General features: G+C 64.3%; 24 protein-coding genes. 7 read left to right on the plus strand and 17 right to left on the minus strand.

Translation table 11 applies throughout. The features are described 5' to 3' along the window. Positions 1–223: 223 nt before the first annotated feature. Positions 224–751 carry a helix-turn-helix domain-containing protein gene (locus tag BO1_RS55300; RefSeq protein WP_084688752.1) on the plus strand — a complete coding sequence of 176 codons (528 nt, stop codon included), beginning with the start codon at positions 224–226 and terminating at the stop codon, positions 749–751. A 175-nt stretch (positions 752–926) separates the two neighbouring features. Here BO1_RS55300 and BO1_RS43850 read toward each other — a convergent pair whose 3' ends face one another. The 5 genes from BO1_RS43850 to BO1_RS55305 form a co-directional block, all read right to left on the minus strand. Continuing rightward, complete coding sequence (locus tag BO1_RS43850; protein WP_043288880.1) at positions 927–1,577, minus strand: glycoside hydrolase family 19 protein; 651 nt, start codon at positions 1,575–1,577, stop codon at positions 927–929. 76 nt (positions 1,578–1,653) lie between these two features. Continuing rightward, positions 1,654–2,298: a DUF2589 domain-containing protein gene (locus BO1_RS43855; RefSeq protein WP_028222997.1), complete on the minus strand. Its 645-nt coding sequence runs from the start codon at positions 2,296–2,298 to the stop codon at positions 1,654–1,656. A 78-nt stretch (positions 2,299–2,376) separates the two neighbouring features. Further along, entirely contained in the window at positions 2,377–2,910 is a 534-nt protein-coding gene (locus BO1_RS43860; RefSeq protein WP_028222998.1) for a hypothetical protein, read from the minus strand. Continuing rightward, positions 2,907–3,179 carry a hypothetical protein gene (locus BO1_RS43865; RefSeq protein ID WP_028222999.1) on the minus strand — a complete coding sequence of 91 codons (273 nt, stop codon included), beginning with the start codon at positions 3,177–3,179 and terminating at the stop codon, positions 2,907–2,909. Before BO1_RS43865 ends, BO1_RS43860 begins: the two co-directional genes overlap by 4 nt. Continuing rightward, positions 3,176–3,760 carry a DUF2589 domain-containing protein gene (locus BO1_RS55305; protein WP_063744755.1) on the minus strand — a complete coding sequence of 195 codons (585 nt, stop codon included), beginning with the start codon at positions 3,758–3,760 and terminating at the stop codon, positions 3,176–3,178. Before BO1_RS55305 ends, BO1_RS43865 begins: the two co-directional genes overlap by 4 nt. Before the next feature lie 216 nt (positions 3,761–3,976). Here BO1_RS55305 and BO1_RS43875 point away from each other — a divergent pair, with 216 nt between their 5' ends. From BO1_RS43875 to BO1_RS55325, 6 genes are all read left to right on the plus strand, one after another. Then, positions 3,977–5,224, plus strand: coding sequence for a TAXI family TRAP transporter solute-binding subunit (locus tag BO1_RS43875; protein ID WP_028223000.1), 1,248 nt, complete (start codon positions 3,977–3,979; stop codon positions 5,222–5,224). A gap of 61 nt (positions 5,225–5,285) precedes the next feature. Then, a complete protein-coding gene (locus BO1_RS56735) occupies positions 5,286–6,083 on the plus strand; it encodes a class I SAM-dependent methyltransferase (RefSeq protein WP_028223001.1) in 798 nt (265 codons plus the stop codon). 47 nt (positions 6,084–6,130) lie between these two features. Next, positions 6,131–7,702 carry a transporter substrate-binding domain-containing protein gene (locus BO1_RS43885; RefSeq protein ID WP_167338447.1) on the plus strand — a complete coding sequence of 524 codons (1,572 nt, stop codon included), beginning with the start codon at positions 6,131–6,133 and terminating at the stop codon, positions 7,700–7,702. Beyond that, complete coding sequence (locus tag BO1_RS55315; RefSeq protein ID WP_052409831.1) at positions 7,689–8,324, plus strand: ABC transporter permease subunit; 636 nt, start codon at positions 7,689–7,691, stop codon at positions 8,322–8,324. Before BO1_RS43885 ends, BO1_RS55315 begins: the two co-directional genes overlap by 14 nt. Positions 8,325–8,328: 4 nt before the next feature. Continuing rightward, positions 8,329–8,877 carry an RNA polymerase sigma factor gene (locus BO1_RS55320; RefSeq protein ID WP_043288882.1) on the plus strand — a complete coding sequence of 183 codons (549 nt, stop codon included), beginning with the start codon at positions 8,329–8,331 and terminating at the stop codon, positions 8,875–8,877. Positions 8,878–9,052: 175 nt separating this feature from the next. Beyond that, the gene (locus tag BO1_RS55325) at positions 9,053–10,099 is read left to right on the plus strand and encodes a hypothetical protein (RefSeq protein ID WP_052409832.1); all 1,047 of its coding nucleotides are present in this window, start codon (positions 9,053–9,055) and stop codon (positions 10,097–10,099) included. A gap of 63 nt (positions 10,100–10,162) precedes the next feature. Here the strand turns inward: BO1_RS55325 and BO1_RS43905 are convergent, their stop codons facing one another. The 12 genes from BO1_RS43905 to BO1_RS43960 all read right to left on the minus strand — a co-directional run bounded on the left by BO1_RS43905 (position 10,163) and on the right by BO1_RS43960 (position 22,834). Further along, positions 10,163–11,056 carry a LysR family transcriptional regulator gene (locus BO1_RS43905; RefSeq protein ID WP_028223003.1) on the minus strand — a complete coding sequence of 298 codons (894 nt, stop codon included), beginning with the start codon at positions 11,054–11,056 and terminating at the stop codon, positions 10,163–10,165. Between the two features lie 94 nt (positions 11,057–11,150). Continuing rightward, on the minus strand, positions 11,151–12,164 hold the full coding sequence (locus BO1_RS43910) for a zinc-binding alcohol dehydrogenase family protein (protein WP_028223004.1): 1,014 nt from the start codon (positions 12,162–12,164) through the stop codon (positions 11,151–11,153). Positions 12,165–12,383: 219 nt separating this feature from the next. Next, the gene (locus tag BO1_RS43915; RefSeq protein ID WP_028223005.1) at positions 12,384–13,283 is read right to left on the minus strand and encodes a LysR family transcriptional regulator; all 900 of its coding nucleotides are present in this window, start codon (positions 13,281–13,283) and stop codon (positions 12,384–12,386) included. A gap of 28 nt (positions 13,284–13,311) precedes the next feature. Next, positions 13,312–14,304 (minus strand): lysylphosphatidylglycerol synthase domain-containing protein, encoded by a 993-nt coding sequence (locus BO1_RS43920; protein ID WP_028223006.1) that lies wholly within the window; start codon positions 14,302–14,304, stop codon positions 13,312–13,314. A gap of 73 nt (positions 14,305–14,377) precedes the next feature. After that, the gene (gene hpnI, locus BO1_RS43925; protein WP_084688756.1) at positions 14,378–15,547 is read right to left on the minus strand and encodes a bacteriohopanetetrol glucosamine biosynthesis glycosyltransferase HpnI; all 1,170 of its coding nucleotides are present in this window, start codon (positions 15,545–15,547) and stop codon (positions 14,378–14,380) included. 414 nt (positions 15,548–15,961) lie between these two features. Beyond that, on the minus strand, positions 15,962–16,888 hold the full coding sequence (locus tag BO1_RS55330; protein ID WP_043288887.1) for a LysR family transcriptional regulator: 927 nt from the start codon (positions 16,886–16,888) through the stop codon (positions 15,962–15,964). Between the two features lie 101 nt (positions 16,889–16,989). Continuing rightward, complete coding sequence (locus tag BO1_RS55335; protein ID WP_245644075.1) at positions 16,990–18,357, minus strand: nucleobase:cation symporter-2 family protein; 1,368 nt, start codon at positions 18,355–18,357, stop codon at positions 16,990–16,992. A gap of 84 nt (positions 18,358–18,441) precedes the next feature. Beyond that, positions 18,442–19,101 (minus strand): glutathione S-transferase family protein, encoded by a 660-nt coding sequence (locus BO1_RS43940; protein ID WP_028223008.1) that lies wholly within the window; start codon positions 19,099–19,101, stop codon positions 18,442–18,444. Positions 19,102–19,111: 10 nt separating this feature from the next. Next, entirely contained in the window at positions 19,112–20,848 is a 1,737-nt protein-coding gene (locus BO1_RS43945; RefSeq protein WP_052409833.1) for a Rieske 2Fe-2S domain-containing protein, read from the minus strand. 9 nt (positions 20,849–20,857) lie between these two features. Then, complete coding sequence (locus tag BO1_RS43950; RefSeq protein WP_028223010.1) at positions 20,858–21,754, minus strand: aromatic ring-hydroxylating oxygenase subunit alpha; 897 nt, start codon at positions 21,752–21,754, stop codon at positions 20,858–20,860. 137 nt (positions 21,755–21,891) lie between these two features. Continuing rightward, on the minus strand, positions 21,892–22,329 hold the full coding sequence (locus BO1_RS43955; protein ID WP_028223011.1) for a MarR family winged helix-turn-helix transcriptional regulator: 438 nt from the start codon (positions 22,327–22,329) through the stop codon (positions 21,892–21,894). A gap of 88 nt (positions 22,330–22,417) precedes the next feature. After that, the gene (locus tag BO1_RS43960) at positions 22,418–22,834 is read right to left on the minus strand and encodes a universal stress protein (RefSeq protein ID WP_028223012.1); all 417 of its coding nucleotides are present in this window, start codon (positions 22,832–22,834) and stop codon (positions 22,418–22,420) included. Between the last annotated feature and the right edge of the window lie 222 nt (positions 22,835–23,056).

Raw genomic sequence — 23,056 nt, forward strand, 5'->3', positions numbered from 1 at the left:
GTGCCGCCCCGCACAGGGGCAACGCCCGCGGCCCGCCGCGAAAACAAGTTAAGGCCAAAGCCACACGCTTGCGTGACATACACACCCATTCCCGATGCACACAGCATCAAAATCGCCCCTTCCCAATATTCCGTAACAAAACTGGCAATGTCATGAATGGTCATACGTAACCGCCGACGCTATTCCAACATGAGCATATAACAACATCGTTGGAGCAACGACCATGGGGCTGCTTCTTCTCGAAGTTGACTTGCAGAATAAGCACGAAATTAGCAATCTTTTTAGCAACGCCGGCTATCAGATAACATGGAGGAATTTATCCGATATGCATCAGGCGCCGCTCACCGAGAGCGAAAAGACCCGCAAGTCAGTCACGATCTTCCAAATCCAACCAGGATTGCTCGATCAATCCCCGCTCGCCTCGTTCTCGTGCTGCGAGCTTCCCGCCTGGCGTCTGTCGCTGCATCAGCATCACCTCATCGCTCCAAATCGTAAGCACACCAAGCTGACCACCCTAGAGTTCGCCCTCATCAAATTGTTCGCGCTCGTCGACAAGGGCGAGGTCGTCTCGCGACGGCGCATCATCGACGAATTCGGCGAGCATTATTTGAGCTACGACCAAAACCGGCTAGACACGCTGGTCACGCGTCTGCGTAAAAAGACCATGCAGCTCCTCGATACGCCTTTGCCGCTGAACACCGTCCGGGTGCGCGGCTTCAGCTTCGACGACTCGCTGGTCATCGACCATTAAAAACTATCCGGTTATATAAAAACCGCTTTAAAGACTTTTGCCTTCTCGCTCATGCGAACATCGAATGCTTTCTGAAAGGATGTTGGTTAGCCGATTCGCAGCGGCTGGGTTCACGTCAGTTCAACCCATCCGCTGCGCGCCGCTCGCGCCACCGCATGCGCGGCCACCCCACGCCCTAATCGATGCCCAGGACGTCCTTCGCCTTGCGCCACAACGCCACGCGCGCCTCATGGCCAACCGTGCCGCCGTTGATTCGCTTCGTGATCTGCAGAAAGGCCTGGTCGGCGTCCTCGCCCGATTCCGCATCGGCAAGCTCGTTGAGCTTCGCCTGCGACCAGAACCATGCCGCGGAGCGCGCCGCGCCTTCGGGCGATTCGAGCAGTTCCGGGTTCCCCAGCAGGTCCACTTGCAATCCCGCCCCGCAGCGTTCGTAGTTGCTGCGGCCCGTCAGCTGAATCAGGCCACGGCCGCGATAGCTCCAGCCGTCGCCGCTTGCTTCGTCGCCGTTGCCAAGACGCCCCGCATAGACCTTGTTCGCGAGCCGCTCCGGATCGCCCGCGCAGGCTTCGGCTGCCTCGTCGGTCGGGAAACGGGCCGGCCATACCTGGCGTAGCCGAGGCGCCGAGTAGTGGAGATTCTCCGAGAGGTTGCGGCAGTGATTGGACTCGTGCAGAACCTGGGCGAGAAACGCAGCAAGGCGCTGCGGCGAATCGATCTGCCACTCGTCGGTTGCATTGCTCAGCGGCTCCAGCCAGCGCGCCGCGCGCTCGTCGGCGTCGTCGCCGGCGAATAGTTGCGTCAAATGCTCTTGCGTCAGGATGCTCATGATCGTGTGCTCCAGAATGGCGGGGCCGAGGGCGGCGGGAGGACGCGCTCGGCCGCGAAGCTGAATGACGGTGCGCTCAGGCCTGGCCGCCCTTGTCGCTGTTGCCGGCCAACGCGGCCGTCTGGCCGGTCGTGCGCGGCTGGATCGCGCTGTGCAGGATGTCCATGACGCGCGACAGCCCTTCCGGCATGCCCGAATCCTCCGCCAGCACCTGGACGTGGTATTTCGCCGAGTTGTCCGAACTGCGGGTGTTCTCCTTGTGCGTGGCCACCGATCCCTCGAGGTGAACCTGCGCACTGATGGGCCCCCATCCGAACTTCACATCGGCGGCCATCTTCGCCGACGCATCGGTCGAATCCTTCGACATGAACGACGACTTCACCTCCATATCGAACGTGATGTCCACCTTGGTGATCGCCAGCGCGGGAATCTTCACGATGGCGAGCAGCGGCACATCCAGCGTGACGTGCTCGTCGATGGACTTCGTGATGTCGGTCGGATCCTGAGTCGGGCGCGTGAACGCGAAGTGGGCCAGGCGCGTCGCGCCGACGCCGTTCTTGTCGCCTTCGGCGGGCGGCAGGAAGCCGACGTACTTGATGAAATCGGCGGTCGCGTTGGCGAGCTTGACCTGAGCGTCGCAAGCCGCCGTCAGCGGGCTTCCGATCAGGTCGCTCATCGGCAATCCCTTGAACTGCGATGCCATATCGATCAATTCAGACATATTGCACTCCTGATTAAATGGGACCGGTTAGTCGCGGCACCGTACCGATGTTTCGCCGATGCCGCAGCGCCAGAGGCGCTAGTTCATGTTAGGTTGGCTATCGCGGGGAAAAGTGACGGTTTCTGTTGACCGGTGAAGCTCAATTTCGAGCGCCGCGCGATTTTCCGCGCAGAGCGTCAGGACGCAAGGCAAGCCTCGCTTTGGCATGCGGCCATCCGATGCGGGATACAGTTGCACGATCACGCACTCCGGGCACACGCCTATTCTCAGCTCGCGGCACTCCACTTTCCGGAAGACGCGGCGCCACCACGCCGGCGCGTGCAGTTGCAAAACCACCTGCCTCTGCCCGCCGACGACCCGCGAAACAACACAGCACCGCACGCTGAAAGAGAGTTCTCGCACGCCGTAGATAAAGCGCCCGTAAAGCGCCTCATGCGAAATGTCGTGTCGAGTCGCCACCGCGGCTCCACTCGGGCGATAGATGAACGCCGCCACGTCACCGCGGCCGTCCGGGTTCCGGTTCGATTGCGTCGCAAGCTGGGTGTTGGCGCCTGCCACGGCATCGGCAAGCAGCTCGCACAGCTGATCGAGCTTCAGGACTTGCTCCCTCATCGCTCGTCCAGGAACAGGGGCTTGCGCACAAAGCCAACGTGATAGACCGCGTATTGCAGCACCACCTGATGCTCGCCGATGTTGTAGAGCCCGAAGCTTTTTTCGACGTTCAGGATATAGCCGCGCGGCGTGCTGTTCAGGCAGCGGTTGACGAGTTCCATCGCCTCCTGGACTTCGGCCTCGGTGCGCAGATTCTTGGGATTGTCATTGCCCACGACGATGCGCTTGATGAAACGCATGTCGGTCAGATGGAAACGCTCGGCGCTCACGTTGCCCCCCGATCGCTAGCGGGTGCCGCTGGCGCCGGCGCTTCGACCGGCGCTGGGGCACCCTGCTTCGTCACGAACTCCGTCGGCCCCTGACACTTGATGACGTCGTCGAGCAGCCGCGCGAGACCTTCCGTCCTCTCCGACGCCTGCAGCTTCAGCTTGATATGCGCCACGCTGCCGCTCTGGTTCTTGGAGGCGTTGGCGGGACTCACCATCAGCGTGGCTTTGCGCTCCGCGGGTGCGGCCTTGCCGGATTCGGCAATCATGGTTTCATTCGCGGAGGTGCGCTCGACCTCCTCGAATGAGCCCAGCTCCAGATCGAGGTCGATTTCCGCTTCGCCGATCACGAGCGAACTATGCGGAACCAGCGACATCAACGGCAGACGGTAAACCATCATGTCGTCCGCTTGCGCCGCGCTATGCGTCGCCGGCAGCTTGATGTCGATGCTGGTGGGTTCCTTGTCCTCCGTGAAGAAGGACGAGAAGTTCGCAATCTGCGCCTTCTCCACCAGATGTTGCGCGTGCATGATCGATCCGGCGATTGCACGCACGATGTCTTCGAGACTCGTTGACCCGGCCATTTTCGCTCCCGGTTATCCGGCCACGCGTGGCCGGGGTTGTTCCTGGATTCACACGAATCTTAGCCATTGGCGATGGCGCACAACTGACTGTTTCTGACCGCTCCAGATGCGCCGTGGATCATCAGGGTTGGTCAGGATTCCCTGGCTTGTGCGCCCTACGATGAACGGCATGTCGATGTGCCACGGTCACGTATACGAACTCCGGGAACGCCCTGCATGAACCGCTACGCAAACCCAAAATTTCGGCTGCGATGTGCACTGGCCGTGCTCGTGCTGGGCGCGGTGACCTATGCAACGGTTCATGTGTTGCCGGACCGGCTGATCCGCATCGCGGCGGGCCCGGTCGGCGGCAGTTTCTACGACACGGCGCTGCAGTATCGGCGCATCGTCGAGGCGCGGGGCTTTCGCGTCGATATCGTGCCGTTCCAGAACACCGACGAGATCTATCAAAAAGTCGCCGACCCGAGCGAGCACCTGGACGTCGGTTTCGTATCGGAAGACCTGAACAAGGCGTCGGACGCCAGCCTGATTTCGCTCGGCGACATCCAGTTACAGCCGATTTTCTTCTTCGTGAATCGCAATGCGGCGCACGGTCAGGCCATCCAGTCCTTCACCGATCTGAAGGGCCTGTCCATCGTGCTGCCGCCGCAGCGCAGCCTGACAAGCCGCACCATGAAATCGATCCTCGCCCTGTACGGGATCGACGCGACGAATACGCATATCGACTTCTTCCCGCTCAATGAGGCCATTGCGCGCCTGAAGCGCGGCGATGACCAGGCCGGCCTGTTCATCCTCGGCGCGGACAGCCAGATGATTGCCGATCTCGCTGAGGATACGAATCTCGAGCTGGTGCAGCCGGCCGAGCTGGAAGCCATCGCGAAGAAGCTCGGCTATCTCAAGGTCGTCACGCTGCCGGCGGGGGTGCTGGACCTCGCGCGCCATATACCGGACCACGACGTGTCGATGCTGGCCGCAACGATCTCGGTCGTTGCGAAAGAAGACATGTCGGCCGCGACGCAATATGCGCTGCTCGAAGCCATGCAGGAAGTTCATCGCGGCAGCAGCTATGTGAATCGCAGCGGGGAGTTCCCGCGTTACGCGGGGGATGCCGGCCCGGTCGCCGATACGGTCGCCGGTTTTTACCGCAACGGCACGCCGTGGATCTACGCCCATTTCCCGAGCGGCCTCGCGAGCGTGGTCGATGCCTATCTCGCGCCGCTTCTGGCGCTCTCGTTCATCTTCAGTGCGCTGCACATCCTCACCGAATTCGAAGGGCTGAAGAAGTTCGCCTGGCTCACCGTGGCGCGCTTGCTGGTCTGGCGGCTACGGCGACAACGTGGCGCCGGTGTCCCGCCAGGCGCGAAAACGATGGCCCTCGCACGGCTGGTCGAATCCAACATGGTGCCCGATGAAGATCACACCCGCCACTGGATCAAAGCCTTGCGCGAAGCAATACGGACCTGACTCCGGTTTCGACCGTCGCGCCCGGGTCATCGTCAGCGGGCCATCCATCAGGAGCACGAGCGTGAATCACGATATCGCACGGCAAATGCGCGAGACCTATGACAAGTACTATCGAAGCCACGGCTATCGCGAGCGCTACCCGGTGCCCAATGCGGCCACGCTCGATTACCTGTTGCGCCACGGCGCGCGCGAAGCCGAGCATATTCTCGACTTCGGCTGCGGCGACGGCCGCTATGCTCGCGCGTTGCTCGAGCGCACGCGTGCGCGGCTGACCGGCTTCGACATCTCCGCGCCGTCTCTGCAGGAACTGGCGCGCAGCCTGAATGGCAGTCCGCACCGGGATCGCGTCACTCTCGTCGGCGGCACGATCGACGACCTGCCGCACGACCCGCAGTACGACCTCGTGCTCATGCTGTTCGGCGTGCTGTCCCATCTGGGCGACCGCAGAACCCGCATCGATACCTTATGCAAATTGCGCGAACGCATGCTGCCCGGCGGCCGGCTGATTCTTTCCGTGCCGTCGATTTACCGCAGGCGACCGCTCGATCTATGCCGTCACGCCTGCGCGCGCTGGCGTGGACGCGCGCGACCCCCGTTGCACGAAGCGGGCAACATCGGCTTCGTTCGATACGTGCATGGCGACCGGCTGAGCTTTTTCTATCACCTGTATACCGCGCGCCGCCTCGCCGATGAGTTGAGGGCAGCCGGTTTTCTACTGCGTGACTGCGAGGCCGAAAGCATCTTTCCAGAATGGTGGCTGATGCGCTCGGCGCGGCTGCAGACGCTCGACCGCACGCTGGCGAAATCGGTCACGCCCTCGCTCGGCTACGGCATACGCGCCTGCGCAGAGATGGCATGATGTGCAACCCGTCACGCGCGAAAAACCTGCGGTGGATATGGCCCGCCGTGCTCGGCACCATGCTGTTCGCCGCCGGCATCGAGTCGCACGCCGGCGAACGGCTGGACCTGATCCGGCAGCGCGGCGTGCTGGTCGTGGGCGTGAAGACGGATTACCCGCCGTTCGGGATGTTGACGGCCAACGCACAGCAAGAAGGCTTCGAAACCGATCTGGCCGGAGACCTCGCGCGGCGGCTTGGCGTGCGGTTGCGCACCATTGGCGTCAACACGACGAACCGCCTGCAGGTGCTCGACGACGGCCGCGCCGACGTCACCATTGCGACCCTGGGCGACACCGCCGAGCGCCGCGACATCGCCACGCTCGTCGAACCCGACTATTACTCCTCCGGCGTCACGCTCATGACCCGGCCGGACAGTCTGATCAAGCGCTGGTCGGATCTGCGCGGGCAAACCGTGTGCGCCACGCAAGGCAGCTATTTCAATCGCACGATGGTCGAGCGCTATCTGCTCCAGTTGCAAACCTATCCGACCAGCCGCGACGCGAAGCTCGCCGTACGCGACAGGCGTTGCGCGGGCTGGCTGTTCGACAACACCGCCATTGCCGGCGATCTGCTCAGCAGCGAGTGGCGTGGCTACCGGATCGGGCCGCCGCCCGAGCTCGTGACGCCGTGGGCGATCGCTATCGCCCGCAACGCGCGGGGCAGCGCCTTCGAGCGCTTTATCGGCGATACCGTCGCGCAATGGCACCGCGACGGCACGCTAATCGCGCTCGAGCACAAATGGGGATTGCCGCCTTCGACGTTTCTCGCGCGCATGCATGCGCTATGGACCCTCAAGCGGGCCAATGGCCATTATCTGTGCGAGCGGCTCGCGGACGGGCAATGGCCGGTCGCCTGCCGCAACCCGATCTTCGTGACCTCGACCGACGTGACCGGCCTGCGCCGCTGGGGCTTGTGGCTCAACGAAAAAACCGGCGTCAACCTGACCTGCTTCTACGACGACTACGAACGCCGCGCCTTCCTGTATGGCATTGCCTTGACGCTTTCACTCACCGCGTGCTGCATCTGCGGCAGCGTCGCCGTGGCGCTCGTAATGGTCCATCTCGCGCACCGTAGCGGCCATGTGCTGCCGGCGGCGATGCGCGGCATCGCGGCGCTCGCGCGCATGACGCCGCCGCTGCTGCAGATCTATGTGGTGTTCTTCGGCCTCGGCAGCTATGCAGCCGCGCGCTGGAGCATGCATTTCAGCGGATTCTGGGTGGTGGCCGGCGTGCTCTGCGTCTACACGGGTGCTGGACTGATGCATACGTTCGACGAGGCATGGGTCAATGCCTGCGTGAAACACGACGGCTCCATCGGCGGCGCACCGGGGCTGCGGCAGCTGATTGCCGAGTCGTCGTCGGCCGTCACCGCGGCGCTCGTCAATGTCACCAAGGCGACGATGATCGCCAGCACCATCGCCGTGCCCGAGCTGCTGTCCGCCTCGACGTCGATCATCGCCGAGCACGGCAACGTGGGCACGATGATGAACATGCTCATGGTCTTCTTCGTACTGGAAACCTTTTGTGTTTTGCGCCTGTTGCAATGGGCACAAAGGAGATGGTGCGATGTCCGCCGCTGAAACCGTTCGGACGCTCGTGGCATGGACGCCGTGGCTATTGGGCGGCTTTGCCTGGAACATCGCCATCTCGCTCACGGCACAAACGATCGGCACGCTGGTGGGCTATCTGCTCGCGCTTGCCAGAACATCGCGTCGGGTCGCGCTGGCGCGGGCGACCGCGGTCGTCACCGAGCTGATGCGCAATACCCCGACCTTCGTGTTCCAGTTCTATCTGGTGTTCATGCTTCCCGCCAGGCTGACGATGCCGTTCGACCTGCCGTCCGTTGCCTTTCCGTCGTGGCTGAAGGCCGCGCTGGCGCTGTCACTCGCGGTTGCCGGCTTCACCTCCGATTGCCTCACGGACGCACTGTCACGGCACCCCGGCGAACAGCGCCAGGCATTGGCGCGATTTCTTCCGGTCTGGAGCAGCTACTTCGTGATTATCGTGATGGCGTCGTCGGTGGCATCCGTCATCGGGGTGTCGGAACTCGTGAGCCGGTGCAACACCGTAATCAACGCAAGCGGCACGACCGACATGATGCTTTGGGTCTATCTGTATGCGATGGCCTGGTTCTTCGTGTTCTGCTTTTGCGCCACCCGCCTGATACGCGCCGCGTCGAAGAACGCTCATCGCAGGCGGTAGCGCAATGGAAATCACCCGCCAGCGGGCCAGGGCAGGCTCGCCCTGTGCCGACCCGCTCGATCGCGCCTGGCGGGCATGGCAAGGCAAACTGCGCAGCCGCGCCCGCTATCTCTGCAAAGGCGATCTTCATGGCGCCGAGGACCTGCTTTCGGAAGCCGTGCTCAAAGTGCATCTCTACATGCGCAATTCTCCGGAGCGCGTGAAGAACCTCCCGGCTCTGCTCTATGTCGCGCTCGACCACGCCTTCCTGGACCATGCGCGGCGTCGTGCAAGGGAATGCCACATCCTGCAGCGAGACGTCGAAATCGATGAAGGTTTCAACGCGCCCGACCCTGCCCCATCGGCTGAAGCGCAACTCGCCATCAAGCGGCAGCTCGCACGAATCGAGCAAGCGCTCATTGCTCTCGCGCCGGGTCAGCAAGCGCTCTTCACGCTGAAGTTCGAAGAAGAGCACTCCTACGCAACGATCGCTGCGTTACTGGGCATCAATGAAGCGCTGGCGCGAAAGCGCGTCGAACTGCTGCGCAAGGAACTGCGCAAGGCGTTGGACTGAGCACGCTGCCAGTCGCGCACTTTCATCACTTATTCCGTCTCGCTCTTTCACAACTTCATCGTCGAAACGTCAATGCGATGTGACGCGAATCCGCACAAACGAGCCGCGGTGTTCGCGTCGCGTTGGCATCGGACCCGATGCAGACCCTCACCCCTGACGTCGAAAGGAGAGCGCCATGCCGTACACCAAGGTACAACTGATTGCACACTGCCTCAATACCGGACCCAAGCCCGTTGGCGGCGGCAAGGAGTATCCGGGGCTCCCGGATGCGCAAGCCGACATCGCGCGCCGCGTCGAGCTGATCAAGGCGGCCATGACGGCCGCGTTGCCACGCGCGAATCCGAACGACGACGTCCTCAAGGTCATGATGTGGCCGGAGTTTCTGCTGCGCGGCAAAACCGGCGCCTATGAAATGGACGACGTGCAACGCGTCGTCCAGGCACTGCAAACCGCGGTGAAGGACACGAAGTGGCAGGACTGGCTGTTCGTATTCGGCACCATCGTCGGCTTCTCGCGCGGCGAGCAACCGGGGCTGCTCGCATGGTTGTTTGGCGCGAGGCAGCCACTGGAAGGCTACAACTATGCGTTGATCCAGAAAGGTGGCGCAGATGCCGGCCCGGACACCGCGTTTGCGGTGCTCAAGGAATATAAGTCCGGTATCGACTTTATCGAATCCGCCCAGCTCGCCGGCAATGACGGCATCACGCTCGACCGCATCGAGCACCTCGATCCGGTTGCCCCGGGGCCGCGCGATGAAAGCCAGCGGGTCAGCTACGATGGTTGCGGTGTTTTCAACATCGTCAAGGACGCCAAGGCGGTCAAGATCGGCGTTGAAATCTGCCTCGACTATATCGCGGGCCGCCTCGCGGGCGCGACGCCGCGGCCGCAGGTCGACCTTCATCTGATTCCTTCTTGCGGCGCCGAAATCGAAAAATGGGACCGCGCCAACAGAAAGTACCTCGGAACCTCACGTCTCGTCGCGCGCAAAGACGCCTGCGCTTTCAACTGTGACGGCCTGCATGACTATCGAGCCGCCCGTCTTGGCAATCCCGATCCGGGGTACGCCAGCGACGTGCGGGTTGTCGAAGACCCCACGCGCACGCCGCAGCAAACGCGCCGGATCGATCCCGATCCCGAGGTCGCGGTGGTTCTGCCAGGCGCCGACGAGCTGTATGTGGGCGGCGCGGGGAAAGTGCGCGTCTATCCGGCTCAACCGCTGTAGCCTGAAGCGGGCCGCAACGGTTGACGCGTTGCGCGGGCGCGCGGGGCCCCGCAACGCGAAGCTTTAGCGACTGCTTTCGGCCAGCACGCTTTCGACAAAGGCCACAAACGCCCGCGCCCTGGAGGTCACGAGCCGGCCCGCCGGGAACACGGCCCACAGGTCCAGCGGCGGCAATTGCCAGTCGGTGAGCACGGCGCGCACGCTGCCATCGGCGAGTTCGGGCGCGAACATCCATTGCGACGCGACGGCCAGGCCCATATGGCCGAGCACGGCGGTGCGGATGCCCTCGGCGGCGCTCACCCGCACGCGTCCCGACACCACCACGGCCGTTTCCTTGCCGTTGCGGCTGAACAACCAGGACTCGCCGCCGCCGCGCTGCGAATACACGATGGCCTGATGGCGGCTCAGGTCGGCCGGCGTGGCGGGCACGCCGGCCTCCTCGAAATACGCGGGCGTGCCCACGACGAGCCGCGGACTGCGGCTGATGCGCCGCGCGGTCATGGCGGAGTCGTCGAGGCTGCCCATGCGCAGCGACACGTCCGTGCCCTCTTCCAGCAAATCGATGTTGCGGTCGTCCAGTACGATGTCGATCTCGAGCTGCGGATGCTGGTCGAGAAAGCGCTTGAGCACCGGCATGACGTGCAGTCGCGCGAACGTGGGGGCCGCCGAAACGCGCAGCCGCCCGGACACGCTCTCCGAAGACTGCCGGGCGGCGTGCTCGGCCTCGTCCGCCTCCTCGATGGCGACTCTCGCGTGCTCGTAGAAACGCTGGCCGGCATCGGTCGTATTGAGGCCGCGCGTCGAGCGCAGCAGCAAGCGCGTGCCGAGCCGCTCCTCCAGTTGCGCGACCGACTTGGAAACGGCGGGCTGCCCCACGTTCAGGCGCCGAGCGGCGGCGGAAAACGACCCGGCCTCGACGACGGCAACGAAAGTTTCTATGGCGGTCATGCGGTCCATTGCGAATCCTCTTTTAATCGAACCAAGAGGGTACGCCAAAGCGGCAAGACGGTGTGCGGCAGCGTCATGCACCATGAACCGCAATGCCCGCTGCTCAGAAGCCTTCGAGCACCAGCTTGCCGCGTGCCCGGTTCGTTTCCAGCAACTCGTGAGCGCGGCGCAGATTGGCTGCGTTGATGGTGCCAAAGCTCTCATTGAGCGTCGTGCGCAGCACGCCCTGATCGATCAGCCCGGCCACGCGATCGAGCAGCTCGTGCTGGCGAATCTGGTCCTTCGTCGAGAACATCGAACGCGTAAACATGAACTCCCAGTGCAGCGCGATGCTCTTCATCTTGAGCTTGCGGAAATCGAAGATCTCCGGGTCGTCGATCAGCGCCAGGTGACCCTGCGGATTGAACGACGCGACAATCTCGTCGAAGTGGCGATGCGTCTGGTTCAGGCTCGCGATGTAGTCCACCCCTTCGAAGCCAATACGCTTCAATTCCTGCGAAAGCGGCTTCGAATGGTCGATCACGTGATGCGCGCCCAGGTCCGTCACCCACTGCGCGGTCTCGGGCCGCGACGCCGTGCCGATCACGGTCAGGCCGGTCAGCTTGCGTGCGAGCTGCACGAGGATCGAGCCCACGCCGCCGGCCGCGCCGATCACGAGCAGCGTCTCGTCCGAGCGTGTGGTGCTCTGCGGCACCTCGAGGCGATCGAACAGCAGCTCCCATGCGGTAATGGTCGTGAGCGGCAACGCGGCCGCTTCGGCAAAGTTCAGCGTCTTCGGCATGTGGCCCACGATGCGCTCGTCCACGGCGTGCAGTTCGCTGTTCGTGCCCGGCCGCACCAGCGATCCCGCGTACCAGACGCGCTCGCCCGGCCTGAACAGCGTCACGTCCTTGCCCACCGCGCGCACGACGCCGCTCGCATCCCAGCCAATCACCCTGGGCTGCCCCGCTTCGGGCGCCATGGCCGCGCGCACCTTCACATCGACGGGGTTCACAGAAACCGCGTGCACTTCGACGAGCAAGTCGTGCGGGCCGGGCTGCGGCTCAGGCAGCTCGAGATCGATCAGCGATTCCGGGTCGTCGATGGGGAGATTGCGGTAATAACCAATGGCTTTCATCCTTGATACCTCCAGATTCCGTTTTGTGCAGGCAAGGCCCCCACCCGCTTCATTCCGGTGAACGCCGAACCGATTGGCGCCCTATCGGTGCGAAGCGGCACGGGCCTGATTTGTTTGTCACGGGTGCATGATCGGCGAACGCACGCCAGCCAAAAAGCGGCAAACGGAGAAGTCAGCTTCAAAAATTCGTTGAAAGCGGGCCTCGCAACCCGCGCGGGATCAGGCCAGCCAGGCGGAGAAACGCTCGCGCAGCAGATCGCGCAATGCGTTGACGGTCGGCGACAGCATGCTGCGGTGAGCGCAAACGAGATGCAGCGGCGCGCTCTCGCCCTCGAAGTCGGTCAGCGCCGCCTCCAGACTGCCCGCCTCGAGGTCGGCCAATACGTCGACACGCGACTTGTACGCGATGCCGTGGCCGCTCAGGGCCCAGCGCCGGACCAGCTCGCCGTCGTCGCTGCTGCGGTCGCCACGCACGTTCACGACCATCGCATCGCCGTTCTTGTAGAAGGTCCAGCGGTCGTGCAGCGCATCGCTCAACGCGAAACGCAGGCAGTTGTGCTGCGAGAGCTCGGATGGCGACCTGGGGCGCCCATGACGCGCGAAATAATCGGGCGACGCGCAAAGGACGCGCCGGTTTTCCGGCGCCAGCGGCAGCGCCACGAGTGAAGAATCTTCGGGCACGCCGTAGCGGATCGCCACCGCGATGGGTGCCCGAAACATATCGGTCACATGGTCGCCTATGTGCACCTGCAACGAAACTGCCGGGTACTGAGCCTGAAACGCATCGAGCCAGCCCACCAGCACACTCCGGCCGAGGTCCGAGGGCATCGAGAGCGACACGGTCCCGCCGATCATCTTGCGCCCATGCGCGAGCGCATTCCCGCCAGCCTCGACCTGCTCGATCACGCTGCGCGCGTACGGAAGGTAGCGCTCGCCGTCCGGCGTCAGCCGCAGGCTGCGCGTCGATCGCGCGAGCAGCCGCGTCCCGAGTTCCTCCTCGAGCCGCTTGAGGCCGACGCTGGCCACTGCGGGCGTCAGATCCAGTTGCCGGGCAGCGGCTGAAAGGCTCCCGCTGTCCGCGGCGCGAAGGAAAATAACCAGGTCTTCCAGTTTGATCATGGGCCGTCGCGTTTCGTTGAGGCCAAGCTCACTGCGCGCTCTCTGCCTCACGCCGTGACGGCAGCCCATACTCGGCCACCTGCCATGCAAACAAGCCGGGCACATAGAACAGCAGATCGCGCACGCGCCGCGCGCCGGCGAGCGCGAGACAGGTCGGCGCGTCGAAGCCGAGCAGGCCGCCGATCAGCACGAAGCCGCCCTCCTGCACGCCCAGGCCGCCCGGAATCAGAAAGGCCGCACTGCTGACGAGCTGAATGAGCGCTTCGATCACGAACGCCTGCGCGAAAGTCGCCTGCGCGCCGAGCACATGCAGCGCGCACCAGATCTCCAGCGCGTAGCCCAGGCATTGCAGCGTCTGCCAGATCAGCAGATAGCGCACGACCACGCCGGTCTGCCGCCAGATCAGCTTGACCGATTGATCGACGCGCGCGGACTTGCCCACCAGATCGACCACCTTGCCGCTCGTGACCCGGTTGATGACATGCGCCGCACGCTCGAACGGCCGTGCATGCTGGACCAGCGCGAACAGCACCAGCACCGGCGCGATCCCGGCAATCCCCCAGGCGAGCCGGCCGGCGAGGCGCGCGGCATCGGAGCTCGAATGCTCGAGCACATAGCCCGCAGCGATCAGCCCGAAAATGAGCTGGCTGATCAGCGTGAGCTGCATGTCGGCGACGAGGCTCGCCGCCGCCGTCGCCGGACGCACGCCAGCACGCCCAAGCAACCGGAACGAAACGATTTCCCCGCCGATGCGCGCGACCGGCAACAGGCCATTGATGGACTCGCGGATCCACACGAGCTTGAGCATGGCCGGGAACGAGGGGCGCTGCGCCGGGCGGATCAAGGTGCGCCAGTCCCAGGCGTTCGCGCACATCGGCACGATGTGCAGCAAGGCGGCCAGCACGAGGCCCATGCCCGCGGCTTGCAGGAGTTGCAGCACGGCTGCGGGATGATCGCGCCATACGAGCCACACAGCGACCGCCAGGCCGCACAACGCAGCGATACGTCCCAGGTGTTTCATCTGCGTGTGCTCTTCTTCCAATGCGCCTGCGTCTTGACGTTTCTATTCATCTACCACGAAGCTCGATGCTTTTTCATTTTTCGTGAACGGGCGACAGCATCCCGTTTGCGTCGACGCGAAAGCGCGTCCCGCGCCATACCACGCCCGACGAGCAGAAACTCGCGAGATAGATCGCGAACTGGACCGCGTCCCAGATCGGCAGACACAGCAGCCCGCTGCCCTTTTGCCCGGTCGCGCGATCGGTCCTCCAGACCAGCAGCGCGCGCGCGAACAGCGCGACGCCGGCCAGCGCCCACGCGGCCGGCGCGCCGCCCGAGAAGGCCACCGCGAGCAGTGCGAGCGCCAGCGGATGCATGAACACCGCACCGAGATGCCCGGAGCGGTCCGCCGCGCGGATCGTGCGGCTCCAGCGCAACTCGTGCGCGAAGAGCTTGGAGAACGTATTCTCCACGCAAGCGTGCTGCACCACAATGGGCGGAATGGCGACGGTGGCGCCCGCGCGCCGCACGGCTTCGCCTACCGCATGGTCTTCGGCGAGGTGGTGAGCGAACTGGGCCAGGCCGCCGATGCGCGCGAGCGTGTCCCGCGTCATCGCGATGGACTGGCCGAAACACGGCCGCGCGCGCCCGAGCGCGAGCCCGGTGACCACACCCGGCAGGAAATGATAGTTGGTCAGCGCCGCGGCCAGGCGGGGCCAGAACCCCGGCGCGCAGAGGCCGCGGTAGACCGTCGTGACGAGGCCCACACCCGGTTGCTGCAGGGTCCCGACGATCTGGCGAAGATAGTTGCGCTCGACATAAACGTCGCTATCGGCGAAGCAGAGCACCTCATGCTCGGCCTGCTCCAGCATGTTCACAAGATTCGCGATCTTGCGGTTGGGCCCGTACAGGCGCGCATCGGCCACCACGGTGACATGTGCGTCGGGATAACGCTCGCGCAGCCTTTCCACGACGGCGAGCGCGGGGTCGCCCGAATCATGCACGCCGAACAGATACTGCACTGGCCCCGGATAATCCTGGTCGAAGAAACTGGCGAGATGGGCTTCGAGCCGCCATTCGTCGCCGTGCAGCGGCTTGACGATCGTGACGGCGGGAAAGCGCGCCGGCGCCGCCACGCCGCGCGCGAAGAAGCGCCCGATCAGCCGGCAGGCCGTCACCGTATAGACAATGCCGAGGATGGCGCCCAGGCCGCAGAGGCCCGCAATGAATTGGGCGAATAGATGCGCAACCGTCACTAGCGTCATATGGCCTGGCGCGAGCGCAACCGACGCGATATCGATCGTAGCCGTGGGCGCTACCATGCGGCCGCCCGCTCGCACCGGCGTTCGGGGGTTAGATAAACGGCTCGTCGCAAATCGATCGTTGCTGAAATCATCGCCAGGCACACTCCGGTGCGTTTTGCGGGGACGCGGGGCGGCAAAAACATCACGCTTCCCCTACGAATGCCAATTTGCTATGCCTGTTTGTCGCCCGCCAGAAGGCCCAGACGCCGCACAGGACCGCGCTTGACGAGAGTACCAGCGTTTTCTGACGAAAAGATTAATTGGCCCTCGGGACTTATACCGAAGCGCACCCCATTTTTTGTGCATGGCTCCGTGGCACGCCCCGCAGCGCATGGCGCTGTGGTGAGCGGCAGACCCGCCAGGTTTGAATGAGGCTTACGCCGCCGCCGCCAACTGCTCGGTCAATTGCCCGGCCGCGGCCGCGATTTCGCCCCGCAGCCATCGGTGCGCGCCCGACGTGTGCCGGCGCGCGTGCCAGACCGCCGATACCGTGAACGGCGCCATTTGCACGGGCGGCTCGAGCACCTGAATCGGCAGATTGCCGACGATGCGCCGCGCGGTCAGCTCGCCGATCATGCCGATCATGTCCGATTGCGATACCAGCAAATGCGCGAGCATGAAATGCGGGACCGTCACGGCCGTGCTCACGCGAATGCCGAGATGCTCGTAGAACGCGTCCACGGCCTCCTTCACGGCGCCGTAGTGGCCGCTCACGCGGATGTGCCGGCCGGCGCGGAACTGCTCGGCGGACAGGCTCCCCTGAATCTGCGGATGCCCCGCGCGCACGATCGACTTGAGCCGGTCGGTGAAGAGCTTGCGCACGTAGTAGTTCGACGGCGCGGCGTCCTCGTTCCAGAGCACGAGGTCGAGCGTGCCTTCGCGCAGCGCCGCCAGATCGTTCTCGGGTTCGAGCGGCTTGACATTGAGCGCGATGCCGGGCGCGGCCACGCTCAAACGGTCCATCAGCACGGGCAGCAGCAGAAAGCCGATGTAGTCGGTGGTGGCGATCTCGAAGGTGCCTTCGAACGCGGCGGGATCGAAGACATCGTCCGACTCGATCAGCGCACCCATGGCGGCCAGCGCGCGCTGCAGCGGCTCGGCCAGCTCGAGGGCGCGCGGCGTGGGCGCGATGCTGCGCCCGGCCGTGACGAAGAGCGGATCGTGAAACAGGTCGCGCAAGCGGTTGAGCGTGTGGCTCACGGCCGATTGCGTCATGTTCAGCTGCCGCGCCGTGCGCGTGACGTTGCACTCCCTGAGCAGCGTCGCGAATAGCTGCAGCGATTTCAGGTCGACGTTGTGCAATCCTCCTCCTTGCAGTATGCACGCGAGCGTGCGGCTCGCGCGAGGAGGATGGCACGCCAACCCGCCTTTGCCAATTCGGCACAACCCGCTCAGGGATGGGTCTATGCCGTTTCGATCGGCGCGAACGCGGCTTTCTCGGCTTTGGAGCCCTTCAGTAAATTGAAGAACAGGTTCAGCAAGACCGCCGTCACGGCCGCGAGCAGGATGCTGCTGTGAAGCAAGGGCGCGAGCTGTTGCGGAAACCGGTTGAAGAACTCGGGGTTGACGACCGGCAGCAGACCCACGCTCACGCTGATTGCCACGATATAGGCGTTGAAGCGGTTATGCGTGAAGTCGACCTGGGCGAGAATGCGCACGCCGCATGCCGCGATCATGCCGAACATGATGAGGCCCCCGCCGCCGAGCACGCAGGCGGGCACCGAGGCCACCAGCGCCGACATCTTCGGCACGAGCCCCATGACCATGAGCAGCACGGCGCCGACCGCGCAGACCCAGCGGCTGCGCACGCCGGTGATGCTCACGAGCCCGATGTTCTCCGCATACGAGGTATAGGGAAAGATGTTGAACAGCGCGCCGAGCAGCGTGCCGGCGGCGTCCGCCCGAAAGCCGTTGGCCATCTCCCGGGCGCCCACGGGCTTGCCGGTCATCTCGCCGACGGCGACGAACATGCCGGTCGCCTCGATGAACGTGACGAGCATCACGATCGACATCGCCACGCTGGACCACAGATCGAACTTCGGCGCGCCGAAATGAAACGGCGTCACCATGCCGAACCACGCCGCCCGATGCACGGCGGAGAAGTCGATCGTGCCCGTGAACGCCGTGAGCCCCATACCGAAGACGATGCCGAGCAAGACCGCGATATTGCGCACGAAGCCGCTGAAGTACTTCGTGACCACGAGAATGAACGCGAGCACGAGAAACGACATGCCGATCAGATGCGGGCTGCCGTAGTCGGGGTTGCCGATGCCGCCGGCGACCCAGCTCGCGCTCACGCCCATCAGGCACAGGCCCACGACGAGGATCTCGGTGCCGATCACCACGGGCGGGAAAAAGCGCAGGAGTCTCGCCATCAGCGGCGCGGCCAGTAGACCGAAGATGCCCGAGCAGATCATCGAGCCGAAGATGCCCGGCAGGCCGAGCGCGGGATTCGAGGCAATCGCGATCATCGGCCCGACGCTCGTGAACGTCACGCCCATCATGATCGGCAGGCGGATGCCGAAGTTCTTGAAACCCACCGACTGGATGAGCGTCACGAGCCCGGAAACGAACAGGTCGACGCTGATGAGATACGTCACCTGATCTTTGGGGAGCTTGAGCGCCATGCCGATAATGAGCGGCACGGCGATCGCGCCCGTGTACATCACCATCACGTGCTGCATGCCGAGCAGCGCGAGCCGCCCCGTGGGCAGCACTTCGTCGACGGGTTCCCGCGAGTCCGCGGGCAGATAGCGCTTCGATTGAGCCATGTAATCCTCCCCGCTGTATGCGGTATGTGCGTCGGAATGGAATGAATCCGGCCATCCGAGCGCCGGATCATCAACTGCGATTGATCAGGATGGCTGATTAGCTTGAATAGCGACAGCGCCTGGAAAGATGCCGGCCATCACGACAAAGCCGGGCAGCGCCTTGACCCGGTCGGTCCAGCGGCGAATCGCCGGGTAATCGATGAGCGAGATGCCGCCTTCCTCGGCGAGCATCGCGTAGGGAAAGCAGGCGATGTCGGCAATCGTCGGACGCGCGCCGGCGCAGAGCCAGCCATCGTCTTCCCGCTCGGCAAACCAGAGCCGTTCATCGAGCACGCGAAAGAGCGCGTGCGCGCCGCTGCGGGCCGCATCGGCGTCGATGTCGTAGCCGAAGACCTCGGCCAGACGCGCGGCCGAGGCGGTGCCGGTCATGCCGTCGGCGAACGCCAGCCACATGTTCACCTCGGCGAGCCGGCGCGGGTCGTCGGTCGGATACCAGCAGCGGCTGACGTCGTAGCGCGCGGCCAGATAGCCGAGGATGGCCTGGGCATCGCGCAGCACGAAACCGTCGTCATCGAGCACCGGCAGCTGGCCCAGCGGATTGAGCGCGAGAAAGGCCTCCAGCTTGTGCGCCCTGGCCGGATGGAATTCGACCTCGACGCGTTCGTAGGGCAATTGCAGGAGGCTCATCATCAAGCGCAGCTTGTAGCAGTTGCCCGAGAGTTCGTAGTCGTAGAGCGTAATCACGGTCGCTTCCTTAAAGGTCGAGGATCAGCAAGTCGGAACGGCTACGCGATACGCACGCGAGCAGGCAATTGCCGCACTCCTTTTCTTCGCTGGAGAGGTAGACGTCGCGGTGCTCGGGCTCGCCCTGCGCGATACCCACGCGGCACGTGCCGCACACGCCCTGCTCGCACGAAGTGGGCACGGCCACGCCGCGCGCCTGAATGGCATCGGCGAGACTCACGCCGGCCGGCACGACGAATTCCTCGCCGCTGCGTTGCAGGCGCACGCGAAATGGCTGGTCCCCGGCGTGCGAGACCTCGTTGGCAAACAGTTCGAAGTGAACGTGCGAATCGGGAAATCCCGTCGCGCGTGCGTTCTCGCGCACCAGATCGATTAGCGGGCGCGGGCCGCATACGTAGACATGCGCGCCGGCCATCGCGTCGCGCAACGCGTGACGCGCGGCTTCGGCGGTTTGAGCGGCGTCCAGCCCCGTGTGCAATTGCACATGCGAGAGCCCGGCAAGGCGGCTCGCAAACGCCAGGTGCTCGCGGCTGCGCACGAAGTCGTGCAGCCGGTACGGTACGCCGACATGCTGCAATGCGCTGGCCATCGCGAGAATCGGCGTGATGCCGATGCCACCGGCAATCAACACCGCGGGCGCGCCCTCCACGAGGCGGAAATGGGCCTTGGGCGGCGAGACGAGAATTGAAGCGCCCACCTCCAGCGCTTCATGCAGCGAGCGCGAGCCGCCGCGCGAGGCGCTTTCTCGTTTCACGCCGATCACGAAGCGCTCGCGCTCGCCCGGCGCGTTGACGAGCGAGTACTGACGCACGCAGCCGGCCGGCGTCTGCACGTCGATGTGCGCGCCAGGCTCCATGGGCAGCGACGCGATTTCCGGTGCGCTCAACTCGAACGCGACGATGTCCTGCGCGATGACCTCGCGCCGCTGAACCGTCGCGCGCAGCCAGCGCTTTGCGCTATCCGCCGTGTTCGAGCGCACCGAAATCGGGATGATACGTTGTGCGCGCAATGACTCCGCGGCATGTGTGTTGCGCTCTACTGTGCGGCGCAATGCACTCAGCAGACGATTGTGGAAGCGCGGCAGATCGATATTCGCAGCCCCATCCAAAGCGGCGTTGCCGTGCACGACCGTTCGCACCGCGCAGGCCGGTTGCAGCCAGAACTGGACCGAATGCGCACCATCGGCGCTTTGCCAGGCGATGTCGAGGTGATCGCCGCACCGGTGCACGCGAGCGCTCCCGAGCATTGCTTTGGCATCCGCAAGGGCATACGAGGCGAGCGCATCGGCCACGGCATCGAGTGGCGCGTCGAACGGCAGACTGCGCAGCGGCACGCCGGGCGCGGCGGGATCGTTGCGACCCTCGGCAAAGCCGTCGTTCGCTGTCGCGTCGAGATTGACCCACAGGCAGGCGTCTTTCTCCGCGATCGGGAACGTTCGCGCGCACAGGCTCGCCGGAGGCTGCCCCTGCAAGGACGCCGGAATACGCGTGCAGCGCCCGTCACCGGCGCGGTATTGCCAGCCGTGGTATTGGCAGTGCAATGTCGCGCCCGTGTTCGTGCCCAGCGTGAAGCGCACGCTGCGATGGGGGCAGCGGTTTTCCCATGCATTGACGGCGCCGTCGTCGGCGCGCCACAGCGCAAGCTCCACGCCGTGCAACTGGGTGTGAAAGACGTGCCGCAACGGCACGTCGGTGGCGCGGCCCACCATGTGCCAGCCGCGCGGGAGCGAGGTTGTCGTTTGATCCATGATCGAGACTCAATGCGCTGCGGATGAAGGGGTGCCTGAGGTGCCGGATGTGCTGACTGTGGCGGGCGTGCGGAACGTGCCGTAGGCAACGCCGCGCTCACGCAACCAGCGCCGGTAGGCGACCGACATGGCATCGGCGCGCGTGGGGACTTCGAACGCCGGATCGAGCGGCAGCGTGCGCGGCACGTGATTGGACAGGATCATGAGGTCCTGTCCGAAGATCGTCTGCTGGAAGAGCCTCAGGCCGCTGTCCGAGGTCGTATCGTCGAGGTAGACCAGCACCGTGTGCGCGATGCAGCGGCTCTCGTCAACGGGCTGCACAAACAGGCAAATGACGTCGCGCCGCGCACTCTGCTGCGGGCTGGTCTTGTAGAGCATGGCCGTGAACGGACGCGCGACGCGGTACACATAGTGCGCGTCGATGCCCGTCTGCGCGGAGGCCGCGCTCATCGGCTGATAAAAGCGGCAGTCGCGCGCGAAAAGCTCCCCGCCTTCGTGCTCGACGCGGTACGGCGCAACCTCGGTGTGCGGCTCTTCGCCGAGCAAGCCGGTGTGCACATAGGGGAAATGCGCCATGTCGAGAAAATTCTCGATCACGCGCAGCCCGGACGCGTGCACGGCAAACGAGCCCGCACCCAGAACGCGCCGGTCGGGCTCGTCGAATTCGGGTAGCGCGAACGTGTCGGCGGGCGGATCGCCGAGTGAAAGCCACACGGTATGGAACCGCTGCTGCACGCGGCAGGGTTTCCCCGTATCCGTGCGCGTGGCCCGCACGGCACCCGTGCCGTCGATCAGATACTCGAGCGGCGCGCCGAGCAGGCGCGTCGAATACGCCACGCCGGGCTTCAGATCCTCTATCACCGCAACCGGATACCACTCGTCCAGAACGGCCGCTTCAATGCTCATCTGTCGCTCTCCCATGCCAGTCGCGCATTCGATGCGCGGTGGGAGAACGGTAGAGGCTTCAAAAAACCGCAGCCAACGCTATTCCTTCATGCGAGGTATGAACGATTTCGATGGATCGCGGCTTCTATCCGCCCGGCTTAGTCGCCCGCGAATTTGCGCAACAGCCGGCAGAGTTCGTTGAACTCGGCTTTGGTGAATTTGCGCAAGCGCGCGTTGAGCACTTTGGGTGCGATCTGCGGAATCTGCGCGGCGACGGCCACGCCCGCTTGCGTCAACGCGAGGTTCACGACGCGACGGTCCTCGACGCTGCGCGAGCGCTCGACCAGGCCCTTGGTTTCGAGCTTGTCGAGCAGGCGCGTCATCAGGCCCGTATCGATTCCGAGCAGCTTCGAAAGCTCGAAAGGCGTGCTGGCGGCGCCCACGCTGATCGACAGCAAGACCCCCATTTGCGGGCTCGTGATGCCCAGCTCTTCGAGCGCTGTATCCATCTCCGAGGCGATCAGATTACGCGCCTTCGAAAGGGCGAAGCCCACGCTCTCCGTGAGCGTGAAGTTCTTTGGCGTGTAGTGATCCATTGGGCAGCTCCGTTGCGCATTATTGATGGCAACAATAGCTGCAAGGTCAGATTGGGTCAAGGCGACCCGGCGCGGCGTTTGCTCAGCGCTACTGGACCAGCGTAACGGGCGTATGCATGAGGCGGCGCAGTCGCGCGAGCACGCTCCATTTGCGCAGGAAGCCCAGACCGCTCGCATCGAGCACCACGATGTCGGCACGGCCGTGCTCGGCGGATGAAGCGATCACACGCTCGGGCGGGCCGAAGACGCGCTTCCAGGTGTAGGGCACGCCGGCATCATCGAGAATCGCGCGCGTTTGCAAAAGCGCGTCTTGCATCGCCTGCTTTTCGCGGCGCCGCAATGCGCCGATCGAGTGGAAGGCCACGCTGCGGTCGTAGCCGGGGTCGTCGAGCACTTCGACGATTTCCACTTCCGATACGCAGCGCTCCGCGAAAAGGAAGGCGCCGTGGCGCGCCGCTTCCCGTGCGCCGTGGCGGTCGATGATGGGGATGAGCAGTTTCAACACATGGAGTCTCGTGGAGGTTTTTGGAGCGGTTGATGCCCGCACTGGCATCGGGTGCGTGTCTTATGCGTCTACATGCACGATACTGCTCTGCCCCGCAAAACACCGCAAAGATTGCACGCGACGGTGCATAAATTGTGTAAACGTGTGGGGAGCGGGTTCACGATTCTCTTGTGTCACTTTTTCTTCTTGAGCGGCTTGAAGGTGTGGTTCTTTGGGGCTTTG

The organism is Paraburkholderia oxyphila NBRC 105797 (genome assembly GCF_000685075.1).
GTDB classification, from domain to species: Bacteria; Pseudomonadota; Gammaproteobacteria; order Burkholderiales; family Burkholderiaceae; genus Paraburkholderia; species Paraburkholderia oxyphila.

Excerpts from the sequence above, each read along its gene's own strand:
- BO1_RS55300 (WP_084688752.1), top strand. The coding sequence starts at position 224 with ATGGGGCTGCTTCTTCTCGAAGTTGACTTGCAGAATAAGCACGAAATT.
- BO1_RS43850 (WP_043288880.1), bottom strand. The coding sequence starts at position 1,577 with ATGAGCATCCTGACGCAAGAGCATTTGACGCAACTATTCGCCGGCGAC.
- BO1_RS43855 (WP_028222997.1), bottom strand. The coding sequence starts at position 2,298 with ATGTCTGAATTGATCGATATGGCATCGCAGTTCAAGGGATTGCCGATG.
- BO1_RS43860 (WP_028222998.1), bottom strand. The coding sequence starts at position 2,910 with ATGAGGGAGCAAGTCCTGAAGCTCGATCAGCTGTGCGAGCTGCTTGCC.
- BO1_RS55305 (WP_063744755.1), bottom strand. The coding sequence starts at position 3,760 with ATGGCCGGGTCAACGAGTCTCGAAGACATCGTGCGTGCAATCGCCGGA.
- BO1_RS43875 (WP_028223000.1), top strand. The coding sequence starts at position 3,977 with ATGAACCGCTACGCAAACCCAAAATTTCGGCTGCGATGTGCACTGGCC.
- BO1_RS55315 (WP_052409831.1), top strand. The coding sequence starts at position 7,689 with ATGTCCGCCGCTGAAACCGTTCGGACGCTCGTGGCATGGACGCCGTGG.
- BO1_RS55320 (WP_043288882.1), top strand. The coding sequence starts at position 8,329 with ATGGAAATCACCCGCCAGCGGGCCAGGGCAGGCTCGCCCTGTGCCGAC.
- BO1_RS55325 (WP_052409832.1), top strand. The coding sequence starts at position 9,053 with ATGCCGTACACCAAGGTACAACTGATTGCACACTGCCTCAATACCGGA.
- BO1_RS43905 (WP_028223003.1), bottom strand. The coding sequence starts at position 11,056 with ATGGACCGCATGACCGCCATAGAAACTTTCGTTGCCGTCGTCGAGGCC.
- BO1_RS43910 (WP_028223004.1), bottom strand. The coding sequence starts at position 12,164 with ATGAAAGCCATTGGTTATTACCGCAATCTCCCCATCGACGACCCGGAA.
- BO1_RS43915 (WP_028223005.1), bottom strand. The coding sequence starts at position 13,283 with ATGATCAAACTGGAAGACCTGGTTATTTTCCTTCGCGCCGCGGACAGC.
- BO1_RS43920 (WP_028223006.1), bottom strand. The coding sequence starts at position 14,304 with ATGAAACACCTGGGACGTATCGCTGCGTTGTGCGGCCTGGCGGTCGCT.
- hpnI (WP_084688756.1), bottom strand. The coding sequence starts at position 15,547 with ATGACGCTAGTGACGGTTGCGCATCTATTCGCCCAATTCATTGCGGGC.
- BO1_RS55335 (WP_245644075.1), bottom strand. The coding sequence starts at position 18,357 with ATGGCTCAATCGAAGCGCTATCTGCCCGCGGACTCGCGGGAACCCGTC.
- BO1_RS43945 (WP_052409833.1), bottom strand. The coding sequence starts at position 20,848 with ATGGATCAAACGACAACCTCGCTCCCGCGCGGCTGGCACATGGTGGGC.
- BO1_RS43950 (WP_028223010.1), bottom strand. The coding sequence starts at position 21,754 with ATGAGCATTGAAGCGGCCGTTCTGGACGAGTGGTATCCGGTTGCGGTG.
- BO1_RS43955 (WP_028223011.1), bottom strand. The coding sequence starts at position 22,329 with ATGGATCACTACACGCCAAAGAACTTCACGCTCACGGAGAGCGTGGGC.